Source organism: Sinomonas sp. R1AF57 (assembly GCF_002224485.1).
GTDB classification, from domain to species: domain Bacteria; phylum Actinomycetota; class Actinomycetes; order Actinomycetales; family Micrococcaceae; genus Sinomonas; species Sinomonas flava.
On sequence record NZ_CP022463.1, the window covers coordinates 1,886,043 to 1,905,897 of the forward strand.

The 19,855-nt window shown below is 69.8% G+C and carries 18 protein-coding genes, 2 tRNA genes and 1 pseudogene; 7 read left to right on the plus strand and 14 right to left on the minus strand.

Annotated features, from left to right (window positions below):
- The first annotated feature begins 239 nt into the window (after positions 1–239).
- The gene (locus CGQ25_RS08635; protein ID WP_208712697.1) at positions 240–746 is read left to right on the plus strand and encodes a hypothetical protein; all 507 of its coding nucleotides are present in this window, start codon (positions 240–242) and stop codon (positions 744–746) included.
- On the opposite strand, the gene CGQ25_RS08640 is transcribed toward CGQ25_RS08635, so the two are convergent.
- A complete protein-coding gene (locus CGQ25_RS08640) occupies positions 730–1,491 on the minus strand; it encodes an SDR family oxidoreductase (protein ID WP_208712698.1) in 762 nt (253 codons plus the stop codon). The genes CGQ25_RS08635 and CGQ25_RS08640 overlap by 17 nt on opposite strands.
- Positions 1,492–1,518: 27 nt before the next feature.
- Complete coding sequence (locus CGQ25_RS08645) at positions 1,519–1,872, minus strand: DUF488 domain-containing protein (RefSeq protein WP_208712699.1); 354 nt, start codon at positions 1,870–1,872, stop codon at positions 1,519–1,521.
- A gap of 65 nt (positions 1,873–1,937) precedes the next feature.
- On the opposite strand from CGQ25_RS08645, the gene valS reads away from it, so the two are divergent.
- The gene (gene valS / locus CGQ25_RS08650; protein WP_208712700.1) at positions 1,938–4,568 is read left to right on the plus strand and encodes a valine--tRNA ligase; all 2,631 of its coding nucleotides are present in this window, start codon (positions 1,938–1,940) and stop codon (positions 4,566–4,568) included.
- Positions 4,569–4,880: 312 nt separating this feature from the next.
- Here the strand turns inward: valS and CGQ25_RS08655 are convergent, their stop codons facing one another.
- The 7 genes from CGQ25_RS08655 to CGQ25_RS08685 form a co-directional block, all read right to left on the minus strand.
- Positions 4,881–5,501: a DsbA family protein gene (locus CGQ25_RS08655; RefSeq protein WP_208712701.1), complete on the minus strand. Its 621-nt coding sequence runs from the start codon at positions 5,499–5,501 to the stop codon at positions 4,881–4,883.
- An 83-nt stretch (positions 5,502–5,584) separates the two neighbouring features.
- On the minus strand, positions 5,585–6,874 hold the full coding sequence (clpX, locus tag CGQ25_RS08660) for an ATP-dependent Clp protease ATP-binding subunit ClpX (protein WP_208712702.1): 1,290 nt from the start codon (positions 6,872–6,874) through the stop codon (positions 5,585–5,587).
- A gap of 131 nt (positions 6,875–7,005) precedes the next feature.
- Positions 7,006–7,665: an ATP-dependent Clp protease proteolytic subunit gene (locus CGQ25_RS08665; protein WP_208712703.1), complete on the minus strand. Its 660-nt coding sequence runs from the start codon at positions 7,663–7,665 to the stop codon at positions 7,006–7,008.
- A 27-nt stretch (positions 7,666–7,692) separates the two neighbouring features.
- Positions 7,693–8,313: an ATP-dependent Clp protease proteolytic subunit gene (locus tag CGQ25_RS08670; protein ID WP_208712704.1), complete on the minus strand. Its 621-nt coding sequence runs from the start codon at positions 8,311–8,313 to the stop codon at positions 7,693–7,695.
- A 196-nt stretch (positions 8,314–8,509) separates the two neighbouring features.
- Positions 8,510–9,886 carry a trigger factor gene (gene tig / locus CGQ25_RS08675; protein WP_208712705.1) on the minus strand — a complete coding sequence of 459 codons (1,377 nt, stop codon included), beginning with the start codon at positions 9,884–9,886 and terminating at the stop codon, positions 8,510–8,512.
- Between the two features lie 68 nt (positions 9,887–9,954).
- Positions 9,955–10,029: transfer RNA gene (locus CGQ25_RS08680), tRNA-Pro, on the minus strand.
- 105 nt (positions 10,030–10,134) lie between these two features.
- Positions 10,135–10,205, minus strand: a tRNA-Gly gene (locus CGQ25_RS08685).
- 80 nt (positions 10,206–10,285) lie between these two features.
- Between CGQ25_RS08685 and CGQ25_RS08690 the strand changes: the two genes are divergently transcribed.
- The gene (locus tag CGQ25_RS08690) at positions 10,286–11,953 is read left to right on the plus strand and encodes a D-alanyl-D-alanine carboxypeptidase family protein (RefSeq protein ID WP_208712706.1); all 1,668 of its coding nucleotides are present in this window, start codon (positions 10,286–10,288) and stop codon (positions 11,951–11,953) included.
- Positions 11,954–11,957: 4 nt separating this feature from the next.
- On the opposite strand, the pseudogene CGQ25_RS08695 reads toward CGQ25_RS08690, so the two are convergent.
- The 3 genes and pseudogenes from CGQ25_RS08695 to CGQ25_RS08705 form a co-directional block, all read right to left on the minus strand.
- A pseudogene (locus CGQ25_RS08695) lies at positions 11,958–12,643 on the minus strand (Fpg/Nei family DNA glycosylase).
- Between the two features lie 11 nt (positions 12,644–12,654).
- Positions 12,655–13,137 carry a ribose-5-phosphate isomerase gene (locus CGQ25_RS08700; protein WP_255405695.1) on the minus strand — a complete coding sequence of 161 codons (483 nt, stop codon included), beginning with the start codon at positions 13,135–13,137 and terminating at the stop codon, positions 12,655–12,657.
- A 55-nt stretch (positions 13,138–13,192) separates the two neighbouring features.
- Complete coding sequence (locus CGQ25_RS08705) at positions 13,193–14,155, minus strand: hypothetical protein (protein ID WP_208712708.1); 963 nt, start codon at positions 14,153–14,155, stop codon at positions 13,193–13,195.
- Positions 14,156–14,323: 168 nt separating this feature from the next.
- On the opposite strand from CGQ25_RS08705, the gene pepN reads away from it, so the two are divergent.
- From pepN to CGQ25_RS08725, 4 genes are read left to right on the plus strand one after another with little or no spacing between them, the layout of a single operon-like run.
- Positions 14,324–16,876, plus strand: coding sequence for an aminopeptidase N (pepN, locus tag CGQ25_RS08710; protein WP_208712709.1), 2,553 nt, complete (start codon positions 14,324–14,326; stop codon positions 16,874–16,876).
- A 10-nt stretch (positions 16,877–16,886) separates the two neighbouring features.
- Entirely contained in the window at positions 16,887–17,354 is a 468-nt protein-coding gene (locus CGQ25_RS08715) for an OsmC family protein (protein ID WP_208712710.1), read from the plus strand.
- Positions 17,355–17,398: 44 nt separating this feature from the next.
- Complete coding sequence (locus tag CGQ25_RS08720) at positions 17,399–18,124, plus strand: mechanosensitive ion channel family protein (RefSeq protein ID WP_208712711.1); 726 nt, start codon at positions 17,399–17,401, stop codon at positions 18,122–18,124.
- Between the two features lies 1 nt (position 18,125).
- Positions 18,126–18,563 (plus strand): globin, encoded by a 438-nt coding sequence (locus tag CGQ25_RS08725; RefSeq protein WP_208712712.1) that lies wholly within the window; start codon positions 18,126–18,128, stop codon positions 18,561–18,563.
- 64 nt (positions 18,564–18,627) lie between these two features.
- Here CGQ25_RS08725 and CGQ25_RS08730 read toward each other — a convergent pair whose 3' ends face one another.
- Positions 18,628–19,299 (minus strand): hypothetical protein, encoded by a 672-nt coding sequence (locus CGQ25_RS08730; protein ID WP_208712713.1) that lies wholly within the window; start codon positions 19,297–19,299, stop codon positions 18,628–18,630.
- Positions 19,296–19,799, minus strand: a complete 504-nt coding sequence (locus CGQ25_RS08735; RefSeq protein WP_208712714.1) for a thioesterase family protein — start codon at positions 19,797–19,799, stop codon at positions 19,296–19,298. The genes CGQ25_RS08730 and CGQ25_RS08735 overlap by 4 nt, the downstream gene beginning before the upstream one ends.
- Positions 19,800–19,855: the final 56 nt, after the last annotated feature.

Below are 19,855 nucleotides of genomic sequence, written 5' to 3' on the forward strand. Positions count from 1 at the left end.
GGGGCCCCTCATTCACGGCTGTGACGGGCCTGCCCGTCCGGTTCTACTGGGCTCTGCCGCTGCGCGGCGCGCCGTTCTTCCGGAAGCTCGCCGGTGATGGCCGGGTCAACGCTTTGTGTCAAGTCTACGCACGGCGCGCATTTCCTGTCGAAGAGCTTTTTGTCCACCGTCTGGAATAACCGCCGTCGCAGGCGGATACTGACGGCATCATCGACCGAGGTGCACTTGAGGAGGATCCCGTGACCACCGTGGCGCAGCACCGAACAGCCCCTCTGGCGGACCGCGTCCGGGCCGCCTTCCAGCGGCTCAGGCTGAAGCACCCTCCGGGCGGAAGGACCGATCGCCGGGATGCGCTCCCGGCCGCGCGAGGGCCTTCGCCCGCCGCCGCAGCTTCGAGCCGTGGACTCCGTCTCGTCATTGCGCAGTCCGGATGCCCGGTCCGCCTGGCGCGGGGCGCCACCGACGCCGCAGTCCGGGCCGTCAGCGAGGGCATTGCGCAGGTCGCCGAGCAGGCCGACGCCGCGGTCCCCCTCCGTCTGGAGCTGCGGTGGTCCCCCAGGGGGCTCGACCTCCGCCTCGTCAACGCCCCGGGTGAGACGGGCTTCCAGCAGCTGCTCGCACTGGGCCGGGGCGTGCAGGACGTCGAGACGCGGCTCCTCGGAGAGGGCTGCGGCGCCCGTGCCGGAATGAGCCCCGACGGCTTCGCGATCGAGGTGCACTTCCCCGCGTTCAGCCGCGCCGGATGAGCTTGTGTGCCGCGGCCTGGGCGACGGGACGCACGACGATCTCGTCGAGGTTGACGTGGTGCGGCACGCTGACGGCATACCGGACGATGTCGGCGATGTCCTCCGACGTCAGCGGTTCCTCCACGCCCGCGTACACCTTCTCCGCGGCCTCTGCGTCGCCGCCCAGGCGCCGCAGCGAGAACTCCTCCGTCTTCACGAGGCCGGGAAGCACCTCGATGACGCGCACGTTGTGCTCGGCCTCCTCGAGCCGCAGCGCCCGGGTCATCCCGCGCTCTGCGAACTTGGCGGCGTTGTACCCGCCACCGCCCTCGTAGGCGACGAGTCCCGCCACCGACGTCAGGTTCAGGACCGTCCCGTGCCCCGTGGCCCGCAGCATCGGCAGGAAGGCACGTGTGATCTTCATGGTGCCCACCACGTTGACCCTGAGCATCCACTCCCAGTCCTCGGTCTTCGACTCGGCGACCCAGTCCGTGCCCCTCGCGCCGCCGGCGATGTTGACCAGGGTGTCGATGCCGCCGCCGGCCTCGACCTCCCCGAGGAGGCGGGCGACGTCGTCGTCCTCGGCAATGTCGGCGGCCACCGCGACGGCCCCTGTCTCGGCGGCGAGACGCTCGAGCCGCTCTGCGCGGCGGGCGACCGCATACACGCGCCAGCCGTCCGCGGCGAGTGCCCTCACAGTGGCCTCGCCGATGCCTGTGCTGGCTCCAGTGACGACGGCGGAGCGCTGCTGATGGGTCGTGTTCATGGGCGCAGGGTTGGTCATGCCCCCAACCTACAGCGACTCCTCGCCCAGGAGCCCGAGCAGGACGACCGCCTGATTGTGCTCAGTGTCCTTCGCCGAGTAGGCGAGCTCCACGTCGTCGTGCGCCCGGGCCTCCTCGACGAGCCGCGCGTAGGCCTCGGACCCGGCGAGCTCGTCGCGGTAGCGCCGGGCGAACTCCTCGAACCGCTCGGGATCGTGGTTGAACCACTTCCGCAGCTCGGTCGAGGGGCCCACCTCCCTGAGCCAGAGGTCGACGGCCGCGTCCTCCTTGCTCAGTCCGCGGGGCCAGACGCGGTCGACCAGGATGCGGTGCGCGCCGGCGGCGGGTGGCTCGTAGACACGGCGGATGCTGATGCTGCCCATGGCGCCATGCTAGGCACCGCAGCGCCCATGGGAAGCCCCGCGCAAAACATGGAAGAATCAAGGACATGCCTGAAGCAGACACCACGGGTACAGACACGCCCGCTACGCAGCCCACGGCGGCCGCCGCCGCTACCGTCCCGGACAAGCCGGCCCTCGAGGGACTCGAGGCGAAGTTCAGCGAGCGCTGGGTCGCCGAGGGAACCTACCGGTTCGACCCTGCGACGACGCGCGAGGCGGTCTACTCGATCGACACTCCCCCGCCCACCGCCTCGGGTTCGCTGCACGTCGGCCACATGTTCTCCTTCACGCAGACCGACCTGCTCGCGCGCTACCAGCGCATGACCGGCAAGAACGTCTTCTACCCGATGGGCTGGGACGACAACGGCCTGCCCACCGAGAGGCGCGTCCAGAACTACTTCGGCGTGCGCTGCGATCCGGCCGTCCCGTACGACGCCGACTACCGTCCGCCCGCCCAGCCCGCCAAGAACCAGCGCGACTTCGACGTGGTCTCCCGCCGGAACTTCATCGAGCTCTGTGAGGAGCTCGCGGTCGAGGACGAGAAGGTCTTCGAGCACCTCTTCAAGACTCTCGGCCTCTCGGTCGACTGGGACATGACGTACCGCACGATCGACGGCACCTCCCGCGCCGTCTCCCAGCGGGCCTTCCTGAAGAACTTCGCGGACGGCGACGCCTACCTCGCTGAGGCCCCCACCCTCTGGGATGTCACGTTCCGCACCGCTGTCGCCCAGGCGGAGCTCGAGGACCGCGAGGTTCCCGGCGCCTACTACCGCTACGCCTTCACGACGCACGACGGCGCCCCCGTCCATATCGAGACGACCCGCCCCGAGCTCCTGGCCGCGTGTGCTGCCCTCGTGGCGCACCCGGACGACGAGCGGTACCAGCACCTGTTCGGCACCACGGTCACCTCCCCCCTGTTCGGAGTCGAGGTCGAGGTCAGGGCGCACCCGCTGGCGAAGCCGGACAAGGGCTCCGGAATCGCCATGGTCTGCACCTTCGGCGACCTCACCGACGTCACCTGGTGGCGCGAGCTGGACCTCCCCACGAGGGCGATCATCGGACGCGACGGGCGCATCCAGGCGGAGACGCCCGAGTGGATCACGACCGACGAGGGCACTGCGGCCTACGCGGAGATCGCGGGCAAGACGGCGTTCTCGGCCAAGGAGGCCGTGGTGAGCATGCTGTCCGCGCGCGGTCTGCTCGACGGCGAGCCGAAGAAGATCCTCCACCCGGTCAACTTCTACGAGAAGGGCGACAAGCCGCTCGAAGTCGTGACCTCGCGACAGTGGTACATCCGCAACGGCGGCCGCGACGAGAACCGCCGCGCGACCTTCATCCAGCGCGGCCGCGAGCTGGAGTGGCACCCCGGCTTCATGCGCTCGCGCTACGAGAACTGGGTCGAGGGCCTCAACGGCGACTGGCTCGTCTCCCGCCAGCGCTTCTTCGGGGTGCCCATCCCCGTCTGGTATCCGCTGGACGCCGACGGCAATCCGGACTACGCCCACCCGATCGTCCCCGACGACTCCGCCCTGCCCGTCGACCCGGTCGCCGAGCCTGCCCCGGGCTACGACGAGTCGCAGCGCGATGCGCCCGGCGGCTTCACCGGCGACCCGGACGTCCTGGACACCTGGGCGACGTCCTCCCTCACCCCCCAGATCGTGGGGCGGTGGAGCCACGACGACGAGTTCTTCGCCAACGTCTTCCCGTTCGACCTCCGGCCGCAGGCCCACGAGATCATCCGCACCTGGCTCTTCTCGACCGTGGTCCGGGGCGAGGAGCTCCACGGCACCGTCCCGTGGAAGCACGCGGCGATCTCGGGGTGGGTCCTGGACCCCGACCGGAAGAAGATGTCCAAGTCGAAGGGCAACGTCGTCGTGCCGACCGACATCCTCGAGGAGTACGGCGCCGACGCAGTCCGCTACTGGGCGGCCTCGGCGAGGCTCGGCGCGGACACCGCATACGAGGTCGCCCAGATGAAGATCGGACGCCGGCTCGCGATCAAGATCCTCAACGCGTCCAAGTTCGTCCTGGGCCTCGGTGCGACCGAGGCGGATGTGCTCTCCGACGGCCAGGACCCGGTCCTGGTCAACGCACTGGACCGGGCGCTGCTCGCGCAGCTGGCCGACGTGGTCGAGCAGGCCGGCACGGCGTTCGCGGCCTACGACCCGGCCCGCGCACTCCAGCTCACCGAATCGTTCTTCTGGCAGTTCACCGACGACTACGTCGAGCTCATCAAGGACCGTGCCTACGGCGCCCAGGGCGAGGAGCAGAAGGCTTCGGTCCTCGCTGCGCTGGCGACCACGCTCGACGCGATCCTGCGGCTCTTCGCACCGATCCTCCCGTTCGCCACCGACGAGGTGTGGAGCTGGTGGCGTCCGGGCTCCGTGCACCGCGCCGCGTGGCCCGCCCCGCTGCCCGTCGCCGATGGGGACACCGGGATGCTGCCCACGGTCGGCCAGGCGCTCTCCGGCATCCGGAAGGCGAAGTCCGAGGCCAAGGTGAAGCAACGCACGGAGGTGCTCTCCGCCGTCGTGTCTGCCCCCGCCGAGCTCTTGGCCCAGCTGCAGGCCGGGCTCGGGGACCTTCAGGCGGCGGCGAACGCGCGCTCCATCGAGCTGCGGGACGGAGCTGACGCCCTCGTGGTGAGCGACGTCGAACTGGCGCCGACGGAGGCCTAGTCCGGCCCCCCGCGCAGGTCCGTCCGGGCAAAGGGGAAGCCCCATCAGCGTTCATCGCGTTGGTGGGGCTTCGACTTTGTCGGCTGCTCGGTGACGTTCTCGCAGTCTGGTGGACTCCTCGGCGTCCAGGTCGTGCCGACCCGTCACTGGCGGCCAGTCGTTGACTTTGCCTGAGGCTGCGTCAGGGCGACTGTCACTGAACCTTCGGTGTCCACGTCCTCATCCTTGCGGATCAGGTACTAACGATTGTGATCCTGGCCACAGGTGGAATCAAGGCCTCCGGGCGAACTACAGGAGAGTAGTTCCGGGGGCTCAGTCGACCTTGGGCCGCTCGGTGCGGGTGCGCTTGAGCTCGAAGAAATGCGGGAACGAGGCGAGCCCGACGGCGGCGTCCCAGAGCTTCCCGGCCTCTTCCCCGCGCGGCACGCGCGTGATCACGGGACCGAAGAAGGCAGTCCCGTTGATGGCCACGATCGGGGTGCCGACGTCCTGGCCGACGAGGTCGATACCCTTCCTGTGGCTTGCGCGCAGCTGCGGGTCATACTCGTCGGAGTCGGCGTACTCGGCGAGCTCGGGTGGAAGCCCCACCTCGTCGAGCGCACGCCGGATCACCTCGGAACGGTCGGTGACGTTCTCCTGGTGGATGAGCGTGCCCATCGCGTCATAGAGCGGCTTGATGTGCTCGGCTCCATGGAGTTCGGAGGCAGCGACGATGACCCGCACCGGCCCCCAGTTCTCGTCCATGGAGCGCTGGTAGTCGTGCTCGAGCTCGCGGCCCTCGTTGAGGACGGAGAGGCTCATCACGTGCCACTCGGTCTGGATTGTGCGGACCTTCTCGACCTCGCCGATCCAGCGGGACGTGGCCCACGCGAAGGGGCACGCGGGGTCGAACCAGAAGTCGGCCCTCTGCTGGGCGGTGGCGTCAGTGGACACGGATCAGCTCCTCGGTCGCACGACAGCAGCCGGCAGCAACACTGCCGCTGCGGTCTTCGGTCAGGGTCAGGGCGATGCCGCCGTCAGGCGGACTTGTTGCGCCGCTTGGCCGCGACGCTGTGGGGAATGAGGGTCGGTTCGGCTTTGCCCAGGACCACGGCACGGTCGATCACGACGCCGCCGACGTCGTCGCGGCTCGGGAGGTCGAACATGACGGGCAGCAGGACCTCCTCCATGATCGCGCGCAGGCCACGGGCACCCGTGCCCCTCTCGAGGGCGAGGTCGGCGATGGCCTCCAGGGCATCCCGTTCGAAGTGCAGTTCCACCCCGTCGAGGTGGAACATCTTCTCGTACTGCTTCACGAGGGCGTTGCGGGGCTCCGTCAGGATCTGCATGAGCGCCGCCCGGTCGAGGTTCTCGACCGTGGTGATGACGGGCAGGCGCCCGATGAACTCCGGAATGAGCCCGAACTTCAGCAGGTCCTCCGGCATGACGTCCGCGTAGGAACTCTCATGCTTCGTGATGGAACTGAGAGGAGCGCCGAAGCCGATGCCCTTCTTGCCCGCACGCTGTCCGATGATCTCCTCGAGGCCCGCGAAGGCGCCGGCCACGATGAAGAGCACGTTGGTCGTGTCGATCTGGATGAACTCCTGATGGGGGTGCTTTCGGCCACCCTGCGGCGGGACCGAGGCCACCGTGCCCTCGAGGATCTTCAGTAGCGCCTGCTGGACGCCCTCGCCGGAGACGTCGCGGGTGATCGAGGGGTTCTCGCTCTTGCGGGAGATCTTGTCGATCTCGTCGATGTAGATGATCCCCTGCTCGGCCTTCTTGACGTCGTAGTCGGCGGCCTGGATGAGCTTGAGGAGGATGTTCTCGACGTCCTCGCCCACGTAGCCCGCCTCAGTCAGCGCCGTCGCGTCGGCGACGGCGAAGGGGACGTTGAGCCGGCGAGCGAGGGTCTGGGCGAGGTACGTCTTGCCGCAGCCGGTCGGGCCGATGAGGAGGATGTTCGACTTGGCGATCTCGACGTCGTCGTGCGTGTGCGCCTCGGTGAGGGACGAGCCCTTCGCCGCGTGCCCGGACTGGATGCGCTTGTAGTGGTTGTAGACGGCCACCGCAAGCGCGCGCTTGGCCGGCTCCTGGCCGATCACGTACTCCTGCAGGAAGTCGAAGATCTCCCTGGGCTTGGGCAGCTCGAACGAGCCGAGGTCCGAGACCTCAGCGAGCTCCTCCTCGATGATCTCGTTGCAGAGCTCGATGCACTCGTCGCAGATGTAGACGCCGGGGCCGGCAATGAGCTTCCGCACCTGCTTCTGGCTCTTGCCGCAGAAGGAGCACTTCAGCAGGTCTGCGCTCTCGCCAATGCGCGCCATTCGTCAATTCCCTTCGAAAGAAGCTTCTGACCATCCCACTGTAGGCCACCGCACCGTCACTCGTGGGACACCACGGCGCCGGTGTCCGGGCTGTTACCCGGACACCGGCGCCAGCACACCCGGTACGTGGGTCAGCGGGTGATCGCGCTCGACCGGATCTTTCGGGATTCGAGCACCTCGTCGACGAGGCCGTAGTCCTTCGCCTCGGCAGCCGTCAGGAACAGGTCGCGCTCGATGTCCCGGCTGATGTCGTCGGGGGTCTTGTTCGAGTGCTTGGCCCACGTGTGCTCGAGCCACTCGCGCATGCGCAGCACCTCACGGGCCTGGATCTCGAGGTCGGTGGCCTGGCCGCCGGACCCGCCCGCGAGCGAGGGCTGGTGGATCATGACCGTCGAGTTCGGCAGGGCCAGGCGCTTGCCCGGCGTGCCGGCGGCGAGGATCACCGCCGCCGCGGACGCGGCCATGCCCAGGCACACCGTCTGGATCTCGGGACGGATGAACTGCATCGTGTCGTAGATCGCGGTCATGGCCGTGAACGAGCCGCCGGGGGAATTGATGTACATCGTGATGTCCCGGTCGGGGTCGTTCGCCTCGAGCACGAGCAGCTGCGCCATGATATCGTCAGCGCTCGCATCGTCGACCTGGACGCCCATGAAGATGATGCGGTCCTCGAACAGCTTCGTGTACGGGTCCTGGCGCTTGAAGCCGTACGGCGTGCGCTCCTCGAACTGCGGGAGGACATAGCGGCTGGTCGGAAGGCTCGCCGGGTTGACGCCCATGCTGAAATTCATTGCTTGCTCCTTGTTCCTCAGCGCCGTCTACTTGTCCGTCCCGCCGCCGCCGGACACGTGCCCGGCTCGCGCGGCGATCTTGTCGAAGAAGCCGTACTCGAGGGCTTCCTGCGCCGTGAACCACTTGTCACGGTCGTTGTCCTTGAGGATCTGCTCGACGGGCTGGCCCGTCTGCTCCGCCGTCAGCTCCGCCATGACCTGCTTCATGTGCAGGATCAGCTCAGCCTGGATCTTGATGTCCGAGGCCGTGCCCCCGATGCCGCCGGACGGCTGGTGCATGAGGATGCGCGCGTGCGGGGTCGCGTAGCGCTTGCCCTTGGTGCCCGAGGAGAGGAGGAACTGCCCCATGGAGGCGGCGAGTCCGGTGGCGACGGTGACGACGTCGTTCGGGATGAACTGCATCGTGTCGTAGATGGCCATGCCCGCGGTCACCGAGCCGCCGGGCGAGTTGATGTAGAGGTAGATGTCCTTGGCCGGATCCTCCGCCGACAGGAGGAGGAGCTGGGAGCAGATGGCGTTGGCGTTGTCGTCGCGGACCTCCGACCCAAGCCAGATGATCCGCTCCTTGAGGAGCCGCTGGTAGATGTAGTCCTGACCGTTCCCCTCGGTCGGCCCTGCCATGCTCGGCGTCTTCTCCTGCTGGTGCATGGTGCGATACCTCTCGATCTGGTGCACATGGGCTGTTGCTGCTACAGGGACACTAGCCTTTTTCCACGGCCGATTGTTCCGCATCCGGCCCCTGTTCGCTTCCAGCGCATGGGGCCGCGCAATCCGCGGGAGAACGGCGAAGGCCGCCGTCCGTTCCCCTGTCCGGGGAACCGACGGCGGCCTTCGAAGCGCTCGGTCAGAACTTGGCGGCTGCGGGGTCGTCGCTCGGGACGATCTCGGCCTCGGCGCTCTCGTCGGCCTGCGGCACGTCCTCGCCGGCCGGCTTGACGAACTCGGAGAGGTCGACGGCGTTGCCCTCCGAGTCGGTGACCTCGGCCTTGCCGAGGACGGCGGCGAGCGCCTTGCGGCGGCGGACCTCGCCGACCATCATCGGGACCTGGCCCGACTGGTCCATGATCTGGGCGAACTGGTTCGGGTCCATGCCGTACTGGCTGGCCGTCGTCACGAGGTACTCGATGAGCTCGGACTGGGAGACGCCGATCTCCTCCTTGTCCGCGATCGCGTCGAGGATGACCTCGTTCTTGAAGGCACGCTCCGTGTTGGCCTTGACCTCGGCGCGGTGCTCCTCGGTGTCGTGGTCCTCGCCGGCGGCGTGGCCGCCGTTCTCCGGGTTGAAGTGCGCCTCGACCTGCTCGGCGAGAACGCCCTCGGGGACGGGGACCTCGACGAGCTCGACGAGCTTGTCCAGGACCTTGTCGCGGGCCTCGACGCCCTGCGAGACGACCTTGGACTGCGCCGCCTGCTTGGCGAGGTCCTCGCGGAGTTCGGCGATCGTGTCGAACTCGGAGGCGAGCTGCGCGAAGTCGTCGTCGGCCTCGGGGAGCTCGCGCTCCTTCACGGCCGTGACCTTGACGGTCACAGATGCGTCCTGGCCCGCGTGCTCGCCACCGGCGAGCTTGGTCTCGAAGACCGTCTCCTCATCGGCCGAGAGGCCGGTGACCGCCTCGTCGAGGCCCTCGAGCATGGTGCCGGAACCGACCTGGTAGGACAGGCCGGACGCGGTGTCGACCTCCTCGCCGTCGACCTTCGCCGTGAGGTCGATCGTGAGGAAGTCGTCGGCCTCGGCCGGACGGTCGACGGCCTTGAGCGTGCCGAAGCGGCCGCGCAGCTCGTCGAGGGCCTTCTCAACGTCCTCGTCGCCCGCCTCGGCCGCAGCGACGTCGACCTTGAGGCCGGCGTAGTCAGGAAGCTCGATCTCGGGGCGCACGTCCACCTCGACGGAGAACTTGAGCTCGCCCTCGGTGGCGGCGGGGTCGGGAACCTCGGTGATCTCGACCTCGGGGCGGGACAGCGGGCGGATGCCGGTCTCGGCGACGGCCTGCTGGTACCAGTCGTTCAGGCCCTCGTTGATGGCCGTCTCGAGGACGTAGCCGCGGCCGACGCGCTGGTCGATGAGGCGAGCGGGGACCTTGCCCTTGCGGAAGCCCGGCACCTGGATCTGCTCGGCGACGGCCTTGTAGGCGGCATCGATGTTCGGCTTCAGCTCGTCGAGGGCCACCTCGACGTTGAGCTTGACCCGCGTGGGGCTGAGGTTCTCGGCAGCGCTCTTCACAGCGTGGCTCTCCTGGATGGTCGGATGATGGGTGCCGCCCTCGGGCGAAATGCCTCAGGACGCGACTGTCGGGGTGACAGGATTTGAACCTGCGACTTCCTGCTCCCAAAGCAGGCGCTCTAGCCAAGCTGAGCTACACCCCGGTCTAGTGCACAGACCACGATACAGGGCCGCGACAAGCCAATGCACATCAGGCCCCGGGCACGGAAACGGCCCCTCCGGCGTCGGAAGGGCCCTGGGCGCCAACGAGGGGGCGACGGGAATCGAACCCGCGTATCCAGTTTGGAAGACTGGCGCTCTACCATTGAGCTACGCCCCCGGGGCCCTCCAACTAAAGCGAACGCGAGCCGAGCGTGTCAAATCCCGCCCAGCCCCGGGCGCCCTATGTCAGGGGGAAGCATGGACCAGCCCGACCACCCGCACGCCCGGCCCGCCTTCAGGGGCATCCTCAGGAGAGGGGCCGCGGCCTACGCCGTCCTGGCCTGCGCCGTGCTGCTCCTCCTGGGCGTCCCCGCCCAGCATGCCCACGCAGACGATCCCGGCGCCGCGATCAGCACGCGGGCCTCGCAGCTGGGCCTGGGTTCCGCGACCGGCGGGCTGGTCTGCGGGCTCAGGGACGGCGGCTGCTACCAGTGGTACGGGACGGTCGGGATCCTGTGGTCCCCGGCGTCGGGCGCGCAGCCGAGCTCCCCCGGCGCCATCCGCCAGGCCTGGGTCGCCCAAGGGTACGAGAACGGTCGTCTGGGCTACCCGACCTCGGCCGAGACCTGCGGTCTGGCCGCTGGCGGATGCCGCCAGACCTATCAGGGCGGGACGCTGTACTGGACGGCGTCGACCGGCGCGAACGCGGCCACCCCGGGGGCGATTCTCCAGGCCTGGACTGCGCAGGGCAGCGAGAACGGGCGCCTCGGCTACCCGGTGGGAGGCGAGGTGTGCGGGCTCCGCGACGGCGGCTGCTACCAGATGTTCGCGGGCGGGGGCATCCTGTGGTCCCCGGCATCCGGGGCGTACGCCAGCACGCCCGGAGCCATCCGGCAGGCGTGGGTCGCCCAGGGCTACGAGAACGGGCGTCTCGGCTACCCCACATCGGGGGAATCGTGCGGCCTCCGGGACGCCGGCTGCGTCCAGTCCTTCCAGGGCGGCGCCCTGTACTGGACCGCAGCCTCCGGGGCCCAGCCGATGACACCGGGGGCAATCCGCCAGGCCTGGGCGGCCATGGGCAGCGAGGGCGGCGTCCTCGGCTACCCGCTCGGCCCCGAAGTGTGCGGGATGCGAGACGGCGGGTGCGGGCAGGTCTTCCAGGGCGGCTCGGTCTACTGGTCCCCCTCCACGGGAGCGCAGCCGAGCCTGCCGGGGGCAATCCGCTGGGCCTGGGGCACGCGCGGCTACGAGGCCGGCCCCCTCGGCTACCCGGTCGGGCCGGAGATCTGCCAGTCGGGATCGTGCCGGCAGAACTTCCAGCGCGGCTTCGCGACCTGGAGCGCCCAGGACGGCGCGCGGCTCGCGATCACCGCGCTCGACACGATCGTCGTGAACAAGAAGCGCCCGCTCTCCCCCATCGACTATGTCCCCGCGCCCCTCGAGACCGTCGGCTCGACGGCGATGCAGTCCGAGGCGGCCGCATGGGCCCGCTCGCTGCTCGCCGACGCGAGAGCCGCCGGGATCGGCATGACGACGGTGAGCGGGTACCGGGACTACTGGTCGCAGGCGTCGCTCTACAACAGCTACGTCGCGCAGTACGGCCAGGCCCAGGCGGACCTGATCTCGGCCCGGCCCGGGTACAGCGAGCACCAGAGCGGGCTCGCGCTCGACATCGGCGACTCGAGCGGGGCGTGCGGGCTGCAGGCGTGCTTCGAGAACACGGGCTCCGGTTCGTGGGCGAGGGACAACGCCTGGCGGTACGGGTTCATCGTCCGCTACCCGCAGGGCTACACGTGGGCCACCGGCTACGACTACGAGCCGTGGCATCTCCGCTACGTGGGGCGGGCCGCAGCCTCAGCGATGCGCTTCAACGGAATCCCGACACTCGAGGAGTTCTACGCCCTGCCGGCGGCCCCGGGCTACTGAGCGCTCACCGCTGGCAGGAAGGGCACCAGTACAGCTTCCGGCCCGCCTCGGCAGCCACGACCACCGACCCGCCGCACTCCCGGCACGGCTGCCCCTGCCGCCGGTACACGTAGTGGGCGTCCTGCGGCGCCGGGAGTTCCGCGGGCCCGTCCGGCCAGTGCGACGGATCGGTGGTGACGATCCTCCCGTCGCGGACGCCCTCCGCCATGGCCTCGGCCGCGTCCTCCCAGAGCGCGATGGCCCGTTCGCGGCCGAGGCCGCTGCCAGGCAGGGCCGGGTCCAGCCTTGCCCGGAAGAGGAGCTCGGCCCGGTACACGTTGCCGATCCCCGAGACCACTTCCTGGTCCATGAGCAGGCGCGAGAGGGGCGTGCGGACCGGGCGCCGTCGTCCGCGAGCTCCCGCTCCCCGACGCGGCGGGGCGCGCCGATGCTCGAGGCTCCGCGGAATGTCTCGTCGCCGCCGAAGTCCCAGGCACCGTAGAGGCCCAGATGGACCCTCAGGACGAGGCCGCCCTCGAACGCGAGGAAGAGCTGCTTGCCGTGGGCGCGGGCGGAGAGGAGCGACCGCCCGTCGAGGAGAGCGGCGCCGTCGGCGAACCGTCCCTGCGGGCTCGACACCGCGAGCCGCTGCCCCGCGAACACGTCGTCGAACTGCCGGGCGAGGCGGTGGACGGAATGGCCTTCGGGCACGGCAGCCGCTTCTACTCGACGATCTCGCCGGTGGTCTCGTACGTGGCGATCTTGCCGATGCGGCGCACGTGGCGCTCGTCGTTGCTGAACGGTTCCGTGAGGAAGGCCTCGATGATCGCGGTCGCCTCCTCGAGGGAATGCTGCCGTCCGCCGACCGCGACCACGTTCGCGTCATTGTGCTCGCGGGCCAGACGGGCGGTGTCGAGGTTCCAGGCGAGCGCGGCGCGCACGCCGCGGACCTTGTTCGCGGCGATCTGCTCCCCGTTGCCCGACCCGCCGAGGACGATCCCGAGCGCCTGGGTCCCGGCCTCCTGGTCGGCGACCACAGCGCGCGCGGCGTTGATGCAGAACGAGGGGTAGTCGTCGAGCGGGTCGTACTCGCGGGGACCGTGGTCGACCACCTCGTAGCCCTGACCGCTCAGGTGCGCGACCAGATGGGCCGACAGCTCCATCCCGGCATGGTCGGTGGCAATGTGGACGCGCGGCTTCGGCACGGCGTTCCTCTCTCTCGACATCAGGGCCCCGGGCCAGATCAGGCCGAGGTCCAGACTACGCTCCGGAGCCGGCGCGCAGCACGTCGACGACGCGGCGGGCAGTGTCCCCGTCCCGGCCGGAGAAGACGACCTGCCGGCCGTCGTCGAGGACTGCCTCCACGGCTTCGCCGCTGGCCACGAGGACCGAGACCGCCTGCCCCTTCCGCCGGTAGCCCCATCCGCCGAACCGGCGAGCCGCAACGGTCTCGAAGCTCGCCCGCAGCACGCTCGCGGTCCGGAACCTGAGGACGGGGACCATTCCGGCGAGGAAGACCCCCACTCCTTCCGGGCTCACGGAGACCCGCGTCACGAGCGAGCAGGCCGCCAGGAGTGCGCCCACCGTCAGGACCAGCGAGATCCACGGCGAGACCACGAGGAGCAGGAGCGAGACCGAGACGCCGATGATCCCGAGCATGACGAACACGGACGAGCGCGCGTGGGCCCAATAGGTGAAGGTCAGCCGGACGCGTTCCGGCTCGAGCGCGTCGAGGAGCGCCGCCTCGTCGCGGGGGCTCCACTGCTCGTCCGGCTTGAAGGTGAAGAACATGACGACGGCGAACGCCAGGGTGGCACCCGAGCCCATCGCGAGGACGACCGGGTCCGGATGCGAGTCCCGCGCGTCATCGAGCCCGACTTGGCCGAGCAGGCCGGCGGCGAGGACGGTAGCAAGGAACATCGACATCCCGATGCCGCCGGCCATGAAGACCCGCCGCGCGATGGGCGGCCGCCGCGTGAAGGCGGCCTGGCTGCACAGGAGGGCGCCGAGGATGGCGATGAGCCCCGCCCCGCCGGCCAGGTATCCCGCAAAGGCCGTGAAGGCCGTCCCTCCGTCCGCGTTCCACAGCCAGGCGACGGGCTCCGGGACCCGTCCACGGAACGTGAAGGCCGCGAGGGCGAATCCGCCGCCGAGGAGGATGGGGTAGCCGATCGCGAAGCGGAGCGCCTTGCGGTCGACCCTCTGCCCCGATTCCCCTGCCATGCGCTCAACGCTACTCCACCGGCGCGTCACAGAATCGTGCGTATGGGATGCTGGCTTGCGGCGGGACAACTCGAAAGAATAGTTTCAGAGTGAGCCATGCCACATTTCGGCGCTCGGCAGAGGACGGCAGTGCCCGCCGGCACCGCAGCACAGACGTTTGGAGGCACGATGCCAGGGACGAACCTCACCCGATCCGAAGCACAGGAACGTGCGAAGGCCATCCGGCGGGTGGAGTCCTACCACGTCGAGCTGGACCTGACCCGCGGCGATCGGGTCTTCGGCTCGCGCACCACGGTGCGCTTCGCCGCTCAGGAGGGCTTGTCGTCGTTCATCGACGCGATCACGGAGACGGTGCGCTCGGTGACGCTCAACGGCGAGGCGCTCGACGTGGCCCGCGTCAGCGACGGCGTCCGCATCCAGCTGCCCTCGCTCAGGGGCGAGAACGAGCTGGTCGTCGACGCCGACGCACTCTACATGAACACGGGCGAGGGCCTGCACCGCTTCGTCGATCCGGCCGACGGCGAGGTCTACCTGTACACGCAGTTCGAGGTCCCCGACTCCCGCCGGGTCTTCGCCGTCTTCGAGCAGCCCGACCTCAAGGCCGCCTTCCGCTTCACGGTCACCGCGCCATCGCGTTGGACGGTCGTGTCCAACTCCCCCACGCCGCAGCCGCAGCCTGCCGGCGCCCCGGAGGCCGCAGTCTGGGACTTCCCCCCGACCGGCCGCATCTCGAGCTACATCACCGCCCTGATCGCGGGCCCCTACGAGAGCGTGCACGACGAGCTCGTCAATTCCGCCGGCAGGACGATCCCGCTCGGGGTCTTCGCGCGCAGGTCGCTCATGGAGTACCTCGACGCGGAGAACATCTTCTCCCTGACCAAGGCCGGATTCGAGTTCTACGAGCGGGAATTCGGGTGCAAGTACCCGTTCGAGAAGTACGACCAGCTCTTCGTCCCTGAGTTCAACGCCGGCGCGATGGAGAACGCCGGGGCAGTCACGATCCTCGAGAGCTACGTCTTCCGCTCGAAGCCGACGCAGGCCACAGTCGAGCGCCGCGCCATCACCGTCCTGCACGAGCTCGCGCACATGTGGTTCGGCGACCTCGTGACGATGCGCTGGTGGGACGACCTGTGGCTCAACGAGTCCTTCGCCGAGTTCATGTCCCACCTCGCCGCCGCCGAGGCGACTGACTTCCGCCATGCGTGGACCACCTTCGCGTCCGTGGAGAAGTCCTGGGCCTACCGCCAGGACCAGCTCCCCACGACGCACCCCATCTTCGCCGACATCACCGACCTCGCAGACGTGGAGGTCAACTTCGACGGCATCACGTACGCCAAGGGAGCCTCCGTCCTCAAGCAGCTGGTCGCGTGGGTGGGGCAGGAGAAGTTCATGGAGGGCGTGCGCCGCTACTTCGCGAAGCACGCGTGGGGCAACACTGTCCTCGCGGACCTCATGGCGGAGCTCGAGGCGGCCAGCGGACGCGACCTCACCGCCTGGGGCCAGGCGTGGCTGGAGACCGCTGGCGTGAACACGCTCTCCCCCGAGATCGAGACGGACGACGACGGCCGCATCCTGCGCTTCGCCGTGAGCCAGAGCGCTGTGGCCGAGTACCCGACCATCCGCCCGCACCGCCTCGCGATCGGCTTCTACGAGCACGACGGCGCCGGCTCGCTCGTGCGGACCCACCGCACCGAACTCGACGTCGAGGGCGAGCTGACCGAGGTGCCCGACCTCGCAGGGCTGCGCCGTCCCGCCCTCGTGCTCCTGAACGACGACGACCTCGCCTTCGCGAAGGTGCGCCTGGACGCGGTCTCCCTGGTGACCGCCACTGCGGGCCTCAAGGACATCACCGAGAGCCTCCCGCGGGCCCTGGTCTGGGGCTCAGCCTGGGACGGCGCGCGGGACGGCGAGAGCCCGGCGCGCGGGTACGTCGACCTCGTCCTGTCCAACATCGGCTCCGAATCCGACGCGTCAGTGGTGCAGACGCTCCTGCGGCAGCTCACCACGACGCTCGACTTCTACGTCGCTCCCGAGGCCCGGTCCGAGACGAAGGGCGCGACGGCTGCGCGCCTCTGGGACCTGACACGCGAGGCGGCTGCCGGTTCGGACTCCCAGCTGCAGTTCGCCAAGGCCTTCTCCGGGCTCGCGGCAGCGCCCGAGCACCTCGAGGCGGTCGCCGGGCTGCTCGACGGCTCGGTCGAGGTGCCGGGCCTCGAGGTCGACCAGGACCTTCGGTGGGAGTTCATCGCCTCCCTGGCAGCAGGAGGAGCCATCGGGCAGGAACGGATCGACGAGGAGCTTGCCCGGGACAACACCTCCACCGGGCAGTGTGCAGCGGCCCTCGCGATGGCGGCTCGGCCCACCCGCGAGGCCAAGGAGGAGACGTGGGAGGCGGTCGTCGTGCGCGGAGACCTCTCGAACGCGATGCAGCAGGCCGCGATCAACGGCTTCGTGCGCGCGCACGACGCCGGCCTGCTCGCCCCGTTCACGGAGCGCTACTTCGAGGCCGTCCCCGGCATCGTCGCCGAGCGGACGCACGCGCTCGCCCAGCAGATCGTCGTCGGCCTCTACCCGGCGCGGCAGACCACGCCGGAGACGCTCGAGCGGACGGACGCGTTCCTGGCCTCCCTGCGCGACGACCAGGCAGCCCTGCGCCGCATGATGCTCGAGAACCGCGACGGCGTCGCGCGGGCGCTGCGCGCGCAGGCCGCGGACCGGTAGCCTGACCGCCATGGCAATCGGGGACCACCACTACACCGTCGCCGTGACGTGGACGGGCAACCGCGGTCCGGGGACCTCCGGCTACCGCGAGTATGGCCGGGAACACGACATCGCGCTTCCGGGCCTGCCCGTGCTGCCCGGGTCGGCTGACCCGACATTCCGGGGCGACCGCGACAGGTACAACCCCGAGCAGCTGCTCCTGACAGCGCTCGCCCAGTGCCACATGCTCTCGTACCTGCACGTGGCGGTGACCCACGGGGTCACCGTGGTCTCGTACGAGGACAGTGCCGAGGGAACGATGCACCTCAACCGGGACGGCAGCGGCGAGTTCACCTCGGTCGTCCTCCATCCCCGGGTGGGCCTGGCCGACGAGTCGCAGCGGGCACTCGCGGACCGTCTCCACGAGGAGGCACACGACGTGTGCTTCATTGCGCGTTCGGTGAACTTCCCTGTGAGGCATCTCCCCGAAGTGCCGTGACGGCCACGGGCCACGGCCGGGGCCCGATAGGGTAGACGGGTCCGATGCACCCCATCCCCAGGAGGCTCCTGCCTGTGTCCGAGGACATCGATACCGCTGTCGCGGCCTTCAACGAGAAGCTCATTGAAGTGGGCTTGGCCGTGGGCGCCGGGCTCATCGTGTGGCTCGTGGCGACGTTCGTCATCCGCCAGATCGTCAAGCGCATCCTCGCGGGGCCGCAGCTGGCCGAGCACCGCCTGTTCCGGTGGGCGGCGCCCGCGCTGCGGGCCCTGGACTCGGAGCGCCGCGCCCAGCGGGCCGCGACGATCGGCTCGCTCCTGAACAGCACGGTCGCGGCCATCATCTCCACCATCGTGGGGATGTATGTGCTCCGGGCCCTCGGCGTGGACCTCGCCCCGCTGCTGACGAGCGTCGGGATCCTCGGTGTGGCCATCGGCTTCGGCGCGCAGCAGCTCATCCGCGACTTCCTCGCGGGGATCTTCATCACCCTCGAGGACCAGTTCGGGATCGGGGACGTCATCGAGACCGGTGCCGGCGAGGTGGTGGGCACCGTGGAGTCCGTGGGCCTGCGCATCACGAGGGTGCGGGCCGACGACGGAACAATCTGGTACCTGCGCAACGGCGAGATCCTCCGCGTGGGGAACCGGTCGCAGGGAACCTACGTCCCCGTGGCCGCGAACGGCCACAGCACGGACGACAATGGTGAGAAGGGCGAGCGGACCGGCAGTACCGCCCAGGACAGCAACGGAGGCCAGCGTTCGGGTGAGTGAGATGACGACTCCGGGAGTCCCCGGGGAGGGACGTCCGGACCTTCTGCGGGGCGGTGTCCCCGCGGCGAGCTTCTTCGACCAGATCGGCGGCCACGAGACCTTCGTCAGGCTCGTGGACGTGTTCTACCAGGGCGTGGCGGAGGACCCGGTCCTGCGGCCGATGTACCCCGAGGAGGACCTGGAACCCGCCAAGCGGCGCCTGACGATGTTCCTCGAGCAGTACTGGGGCGGTCCGGGCACCTACAGTGCGGAGCGGGGACACCCGCGCCTGCGGATGCGGCACATGCCGTACAAGGTGAACCCGGAGGCACGGGACCGCTGGCTCGCGCACATGCGCACCGGCGTGGACGCCCTCGGGCTGCCGCCGCTCCAGGAGGCCACGCTGTGGGACTACCTCGAGCGCGCCGCACACTCCCTCGTGAACTCCTTCGAGGACTGAGCCCGCCCGTCCACGCGAGGGCGCCCCGCGCAGGCCAGGCAGCTTCCCCGCCGGCGCGGCGCCTTCACATCCCGAGCAGCGACGGCCGGCGGCACAGCACGTGTCCGCGGTGGGAGGAGAGCCTGACCCAGGGGCCGGATTCGAACAGGTCCAGCGGTTCTCCCGCTGCCGCGAACCCGAGCGTGTGTGCCGCGAAGGCGGCGCCCGCAGGCACACCGGGGGTTCCCTCCAGGTCCCTCCCCCACACCGCAGCCCGCACGCCGTGGACCACTGCGGAGCCGGGACGGTCGGGGACGGCACCGGCCACCTCGGCGATGCCCGCTGCCGCCGCCGCTGCGATCTGCTGGCCGTCGAGACGCCTTAGCGGCCGCCAGGGGCCGCGCGGCGGGCTCACCGCGGCCCAGGGGGCGCGGATGTGCGACGACGGGACGTCGAGCAGCGTCGCATCCTCGCCGAGTCGCGCGAACCGGTCGAAGACCGAGGCGATCGCCACGGTGGCGTCCAGCTCCGCCGGCCGGGCGAGCGCGACCGTGCGCAGGCCCAGCACTGTCGGAGTCGCCTCGCCGAGGACGCGGGGGCTCAGGACGCACACGTAGACGGCGAGTACTCCGCCCACAGCCTGGAAGCGCACGGCGCCATCCTCCACGGCCCTAGCACGCGCCAGGAAGGTGCGCAGGTCGGCCACAGCACGCGGGTCGCCGAAGTCGAGGGCGGTCTGGATGTCGGCGGCGCTCATGCACCCTCCCCCTTCGCGGCCACAGCTGCCGGCAGGGGCGGCCGGCGCCTGAACGGCACGGGCGGCCCGGCGAACTCGTCGAACTCGGCACGCAGAGCGGCGGGCAGCCGGACGGGACGGCCGGTGGAGCGGCTCACGAGGACCATCGAGGTCGAGCAGTAGGCATACAGGTCAGGGCCGTCCGGCTCCCGGACGGTGTACCCGAGGTCGAAGCTCGAGCCGCCCACGCGAGTCACCCACAGGTCCACGGCGACCGGCTCGCGCCGGTACATGAGCGGCGCCATGTACTCGATCTCGTGCCTTCCGACCAGCGTGAAGTTCTCCTCGGTGACGAGTTCAGCCATCGTGGATGCTCCCGCCGCGGGTACCCGCAGCGGCTCACGGAGCCAGTGGACCCGAGCGTCCTCGAGGAACTGGAGGAAGCGCACGTTGTTCACGTGCCCGTAGGAGTCGACGTCGCCGAAGCGCAGCTGGAGAGGGAACCGGTAGACCGAGGACATGCTCCCATCTTCGCACCCGACGCCCCGCGGACCTCCTTGGCCGCCGCCGCCCGCGC

Excerpts from the sequence above, each read along its gene's own strand:
- CGQ25_RS08720 (WP_208712711.1), top strand. The coding sequence starts at position 17,399 with ATGCACCCCATCCCCAGGAGGCTCCTGCCTGTGTCCGAGGACATCGAT.
- CGQ25_RS08670 (WP_208712704.1), bottom strand. The coding sequence starts at position 8,313 with ATGCACCAGCAGGAGAAGACGCCGAGCATGGCAGGGCCGACCGAGGGG.
- CGQ25_RS08665 (WP_208712703.1), bottom strand. The coding sequence starts at position 7,665 with ATGAATTTCAGCATGGGCGTCAACCCGGCGAGCCTTCCGACCAGCCGC.
- CGQ25_RS08640 (WP_208712698.1), bottom strand. The coding sequence starts at position 1,491 with ATGAACACGACCCATCAGCAGCGCTCCGCCGTCGTCACTGGAGCCAGC.
- CGQ25_RS08690 (WP_208712706.1), top strand. The coding sequence starts at position 10,286 with ATGGACCAGCCCGACCACCCGCACGCCCGGCCCGCCTTCAGGGGCATC.
- CGQ25_RS08735 (WP_208712714.1), bottom strand. The coding sequence starts at position 19,799 with ATGTCCTCGGTCTACCGGTTCCCTCTCCAGCTGCGCTTCGGCGACGTC.
- clpX (WP_208712702.1), bottom strand. The coding sequence starts at position 6,874 with ATGGCGCGCATTGGCGAGAGCGCAGACCTGCTGAAGTGCTCCTTCTGC.
- valS (WP_208712700.1), top strand. The coding sequence starts at position 1,938 with ATGCCTGAAGCAGACACCACGGGTACAGACACGCCCGCTACGCAGCCC.
- pepN (WP_208712709.1), top strand. The coding sequence starts at position 14,324 with ATGCCAGGGACGAACCTCACCCGATCCGAAGCACAGGAACGTGCGAAG.
- CGQ25_RS08715 (WP_208712710.1), top strand. The coding sequence starts at position 16,887 with ATGGCAATCGGGGACCACCACTACACCGTCGCCGTGACGTGGACGGGC.
- CGQ25_RS08645 (WP_208712699.1), bottom strand. The coding sequence starts at position 1,872 with ATGGGCAGCATCAGCATCCGCCGTGTCTACGAGCCACCCGCCGCCGGC.
- CGQ25_RS08705 (WP_208712708.1), bottom strand. The coding sequence starts at position 14,155 with ATGGCAGGGGAATCGGGGCAGAGGGTCGACCGCAAGGCGCTCCGCTTC.
- CGQ25_RS08730 (WP_208712713.1), bottom strand. The coding sequence starts at position 19,299 with ATGAGCGCCGCCGACATCCAGACCGCCCTCGACTTCGGCGACCCGCGT.
- CGQ25_RS08725 (WP_208712712.1), top strand. The coding sequence starts at position 18,126 with ATGACGACTCCGGGAGTCCCCGGGGAGGGACGTCCGGACCTTCTGCGG.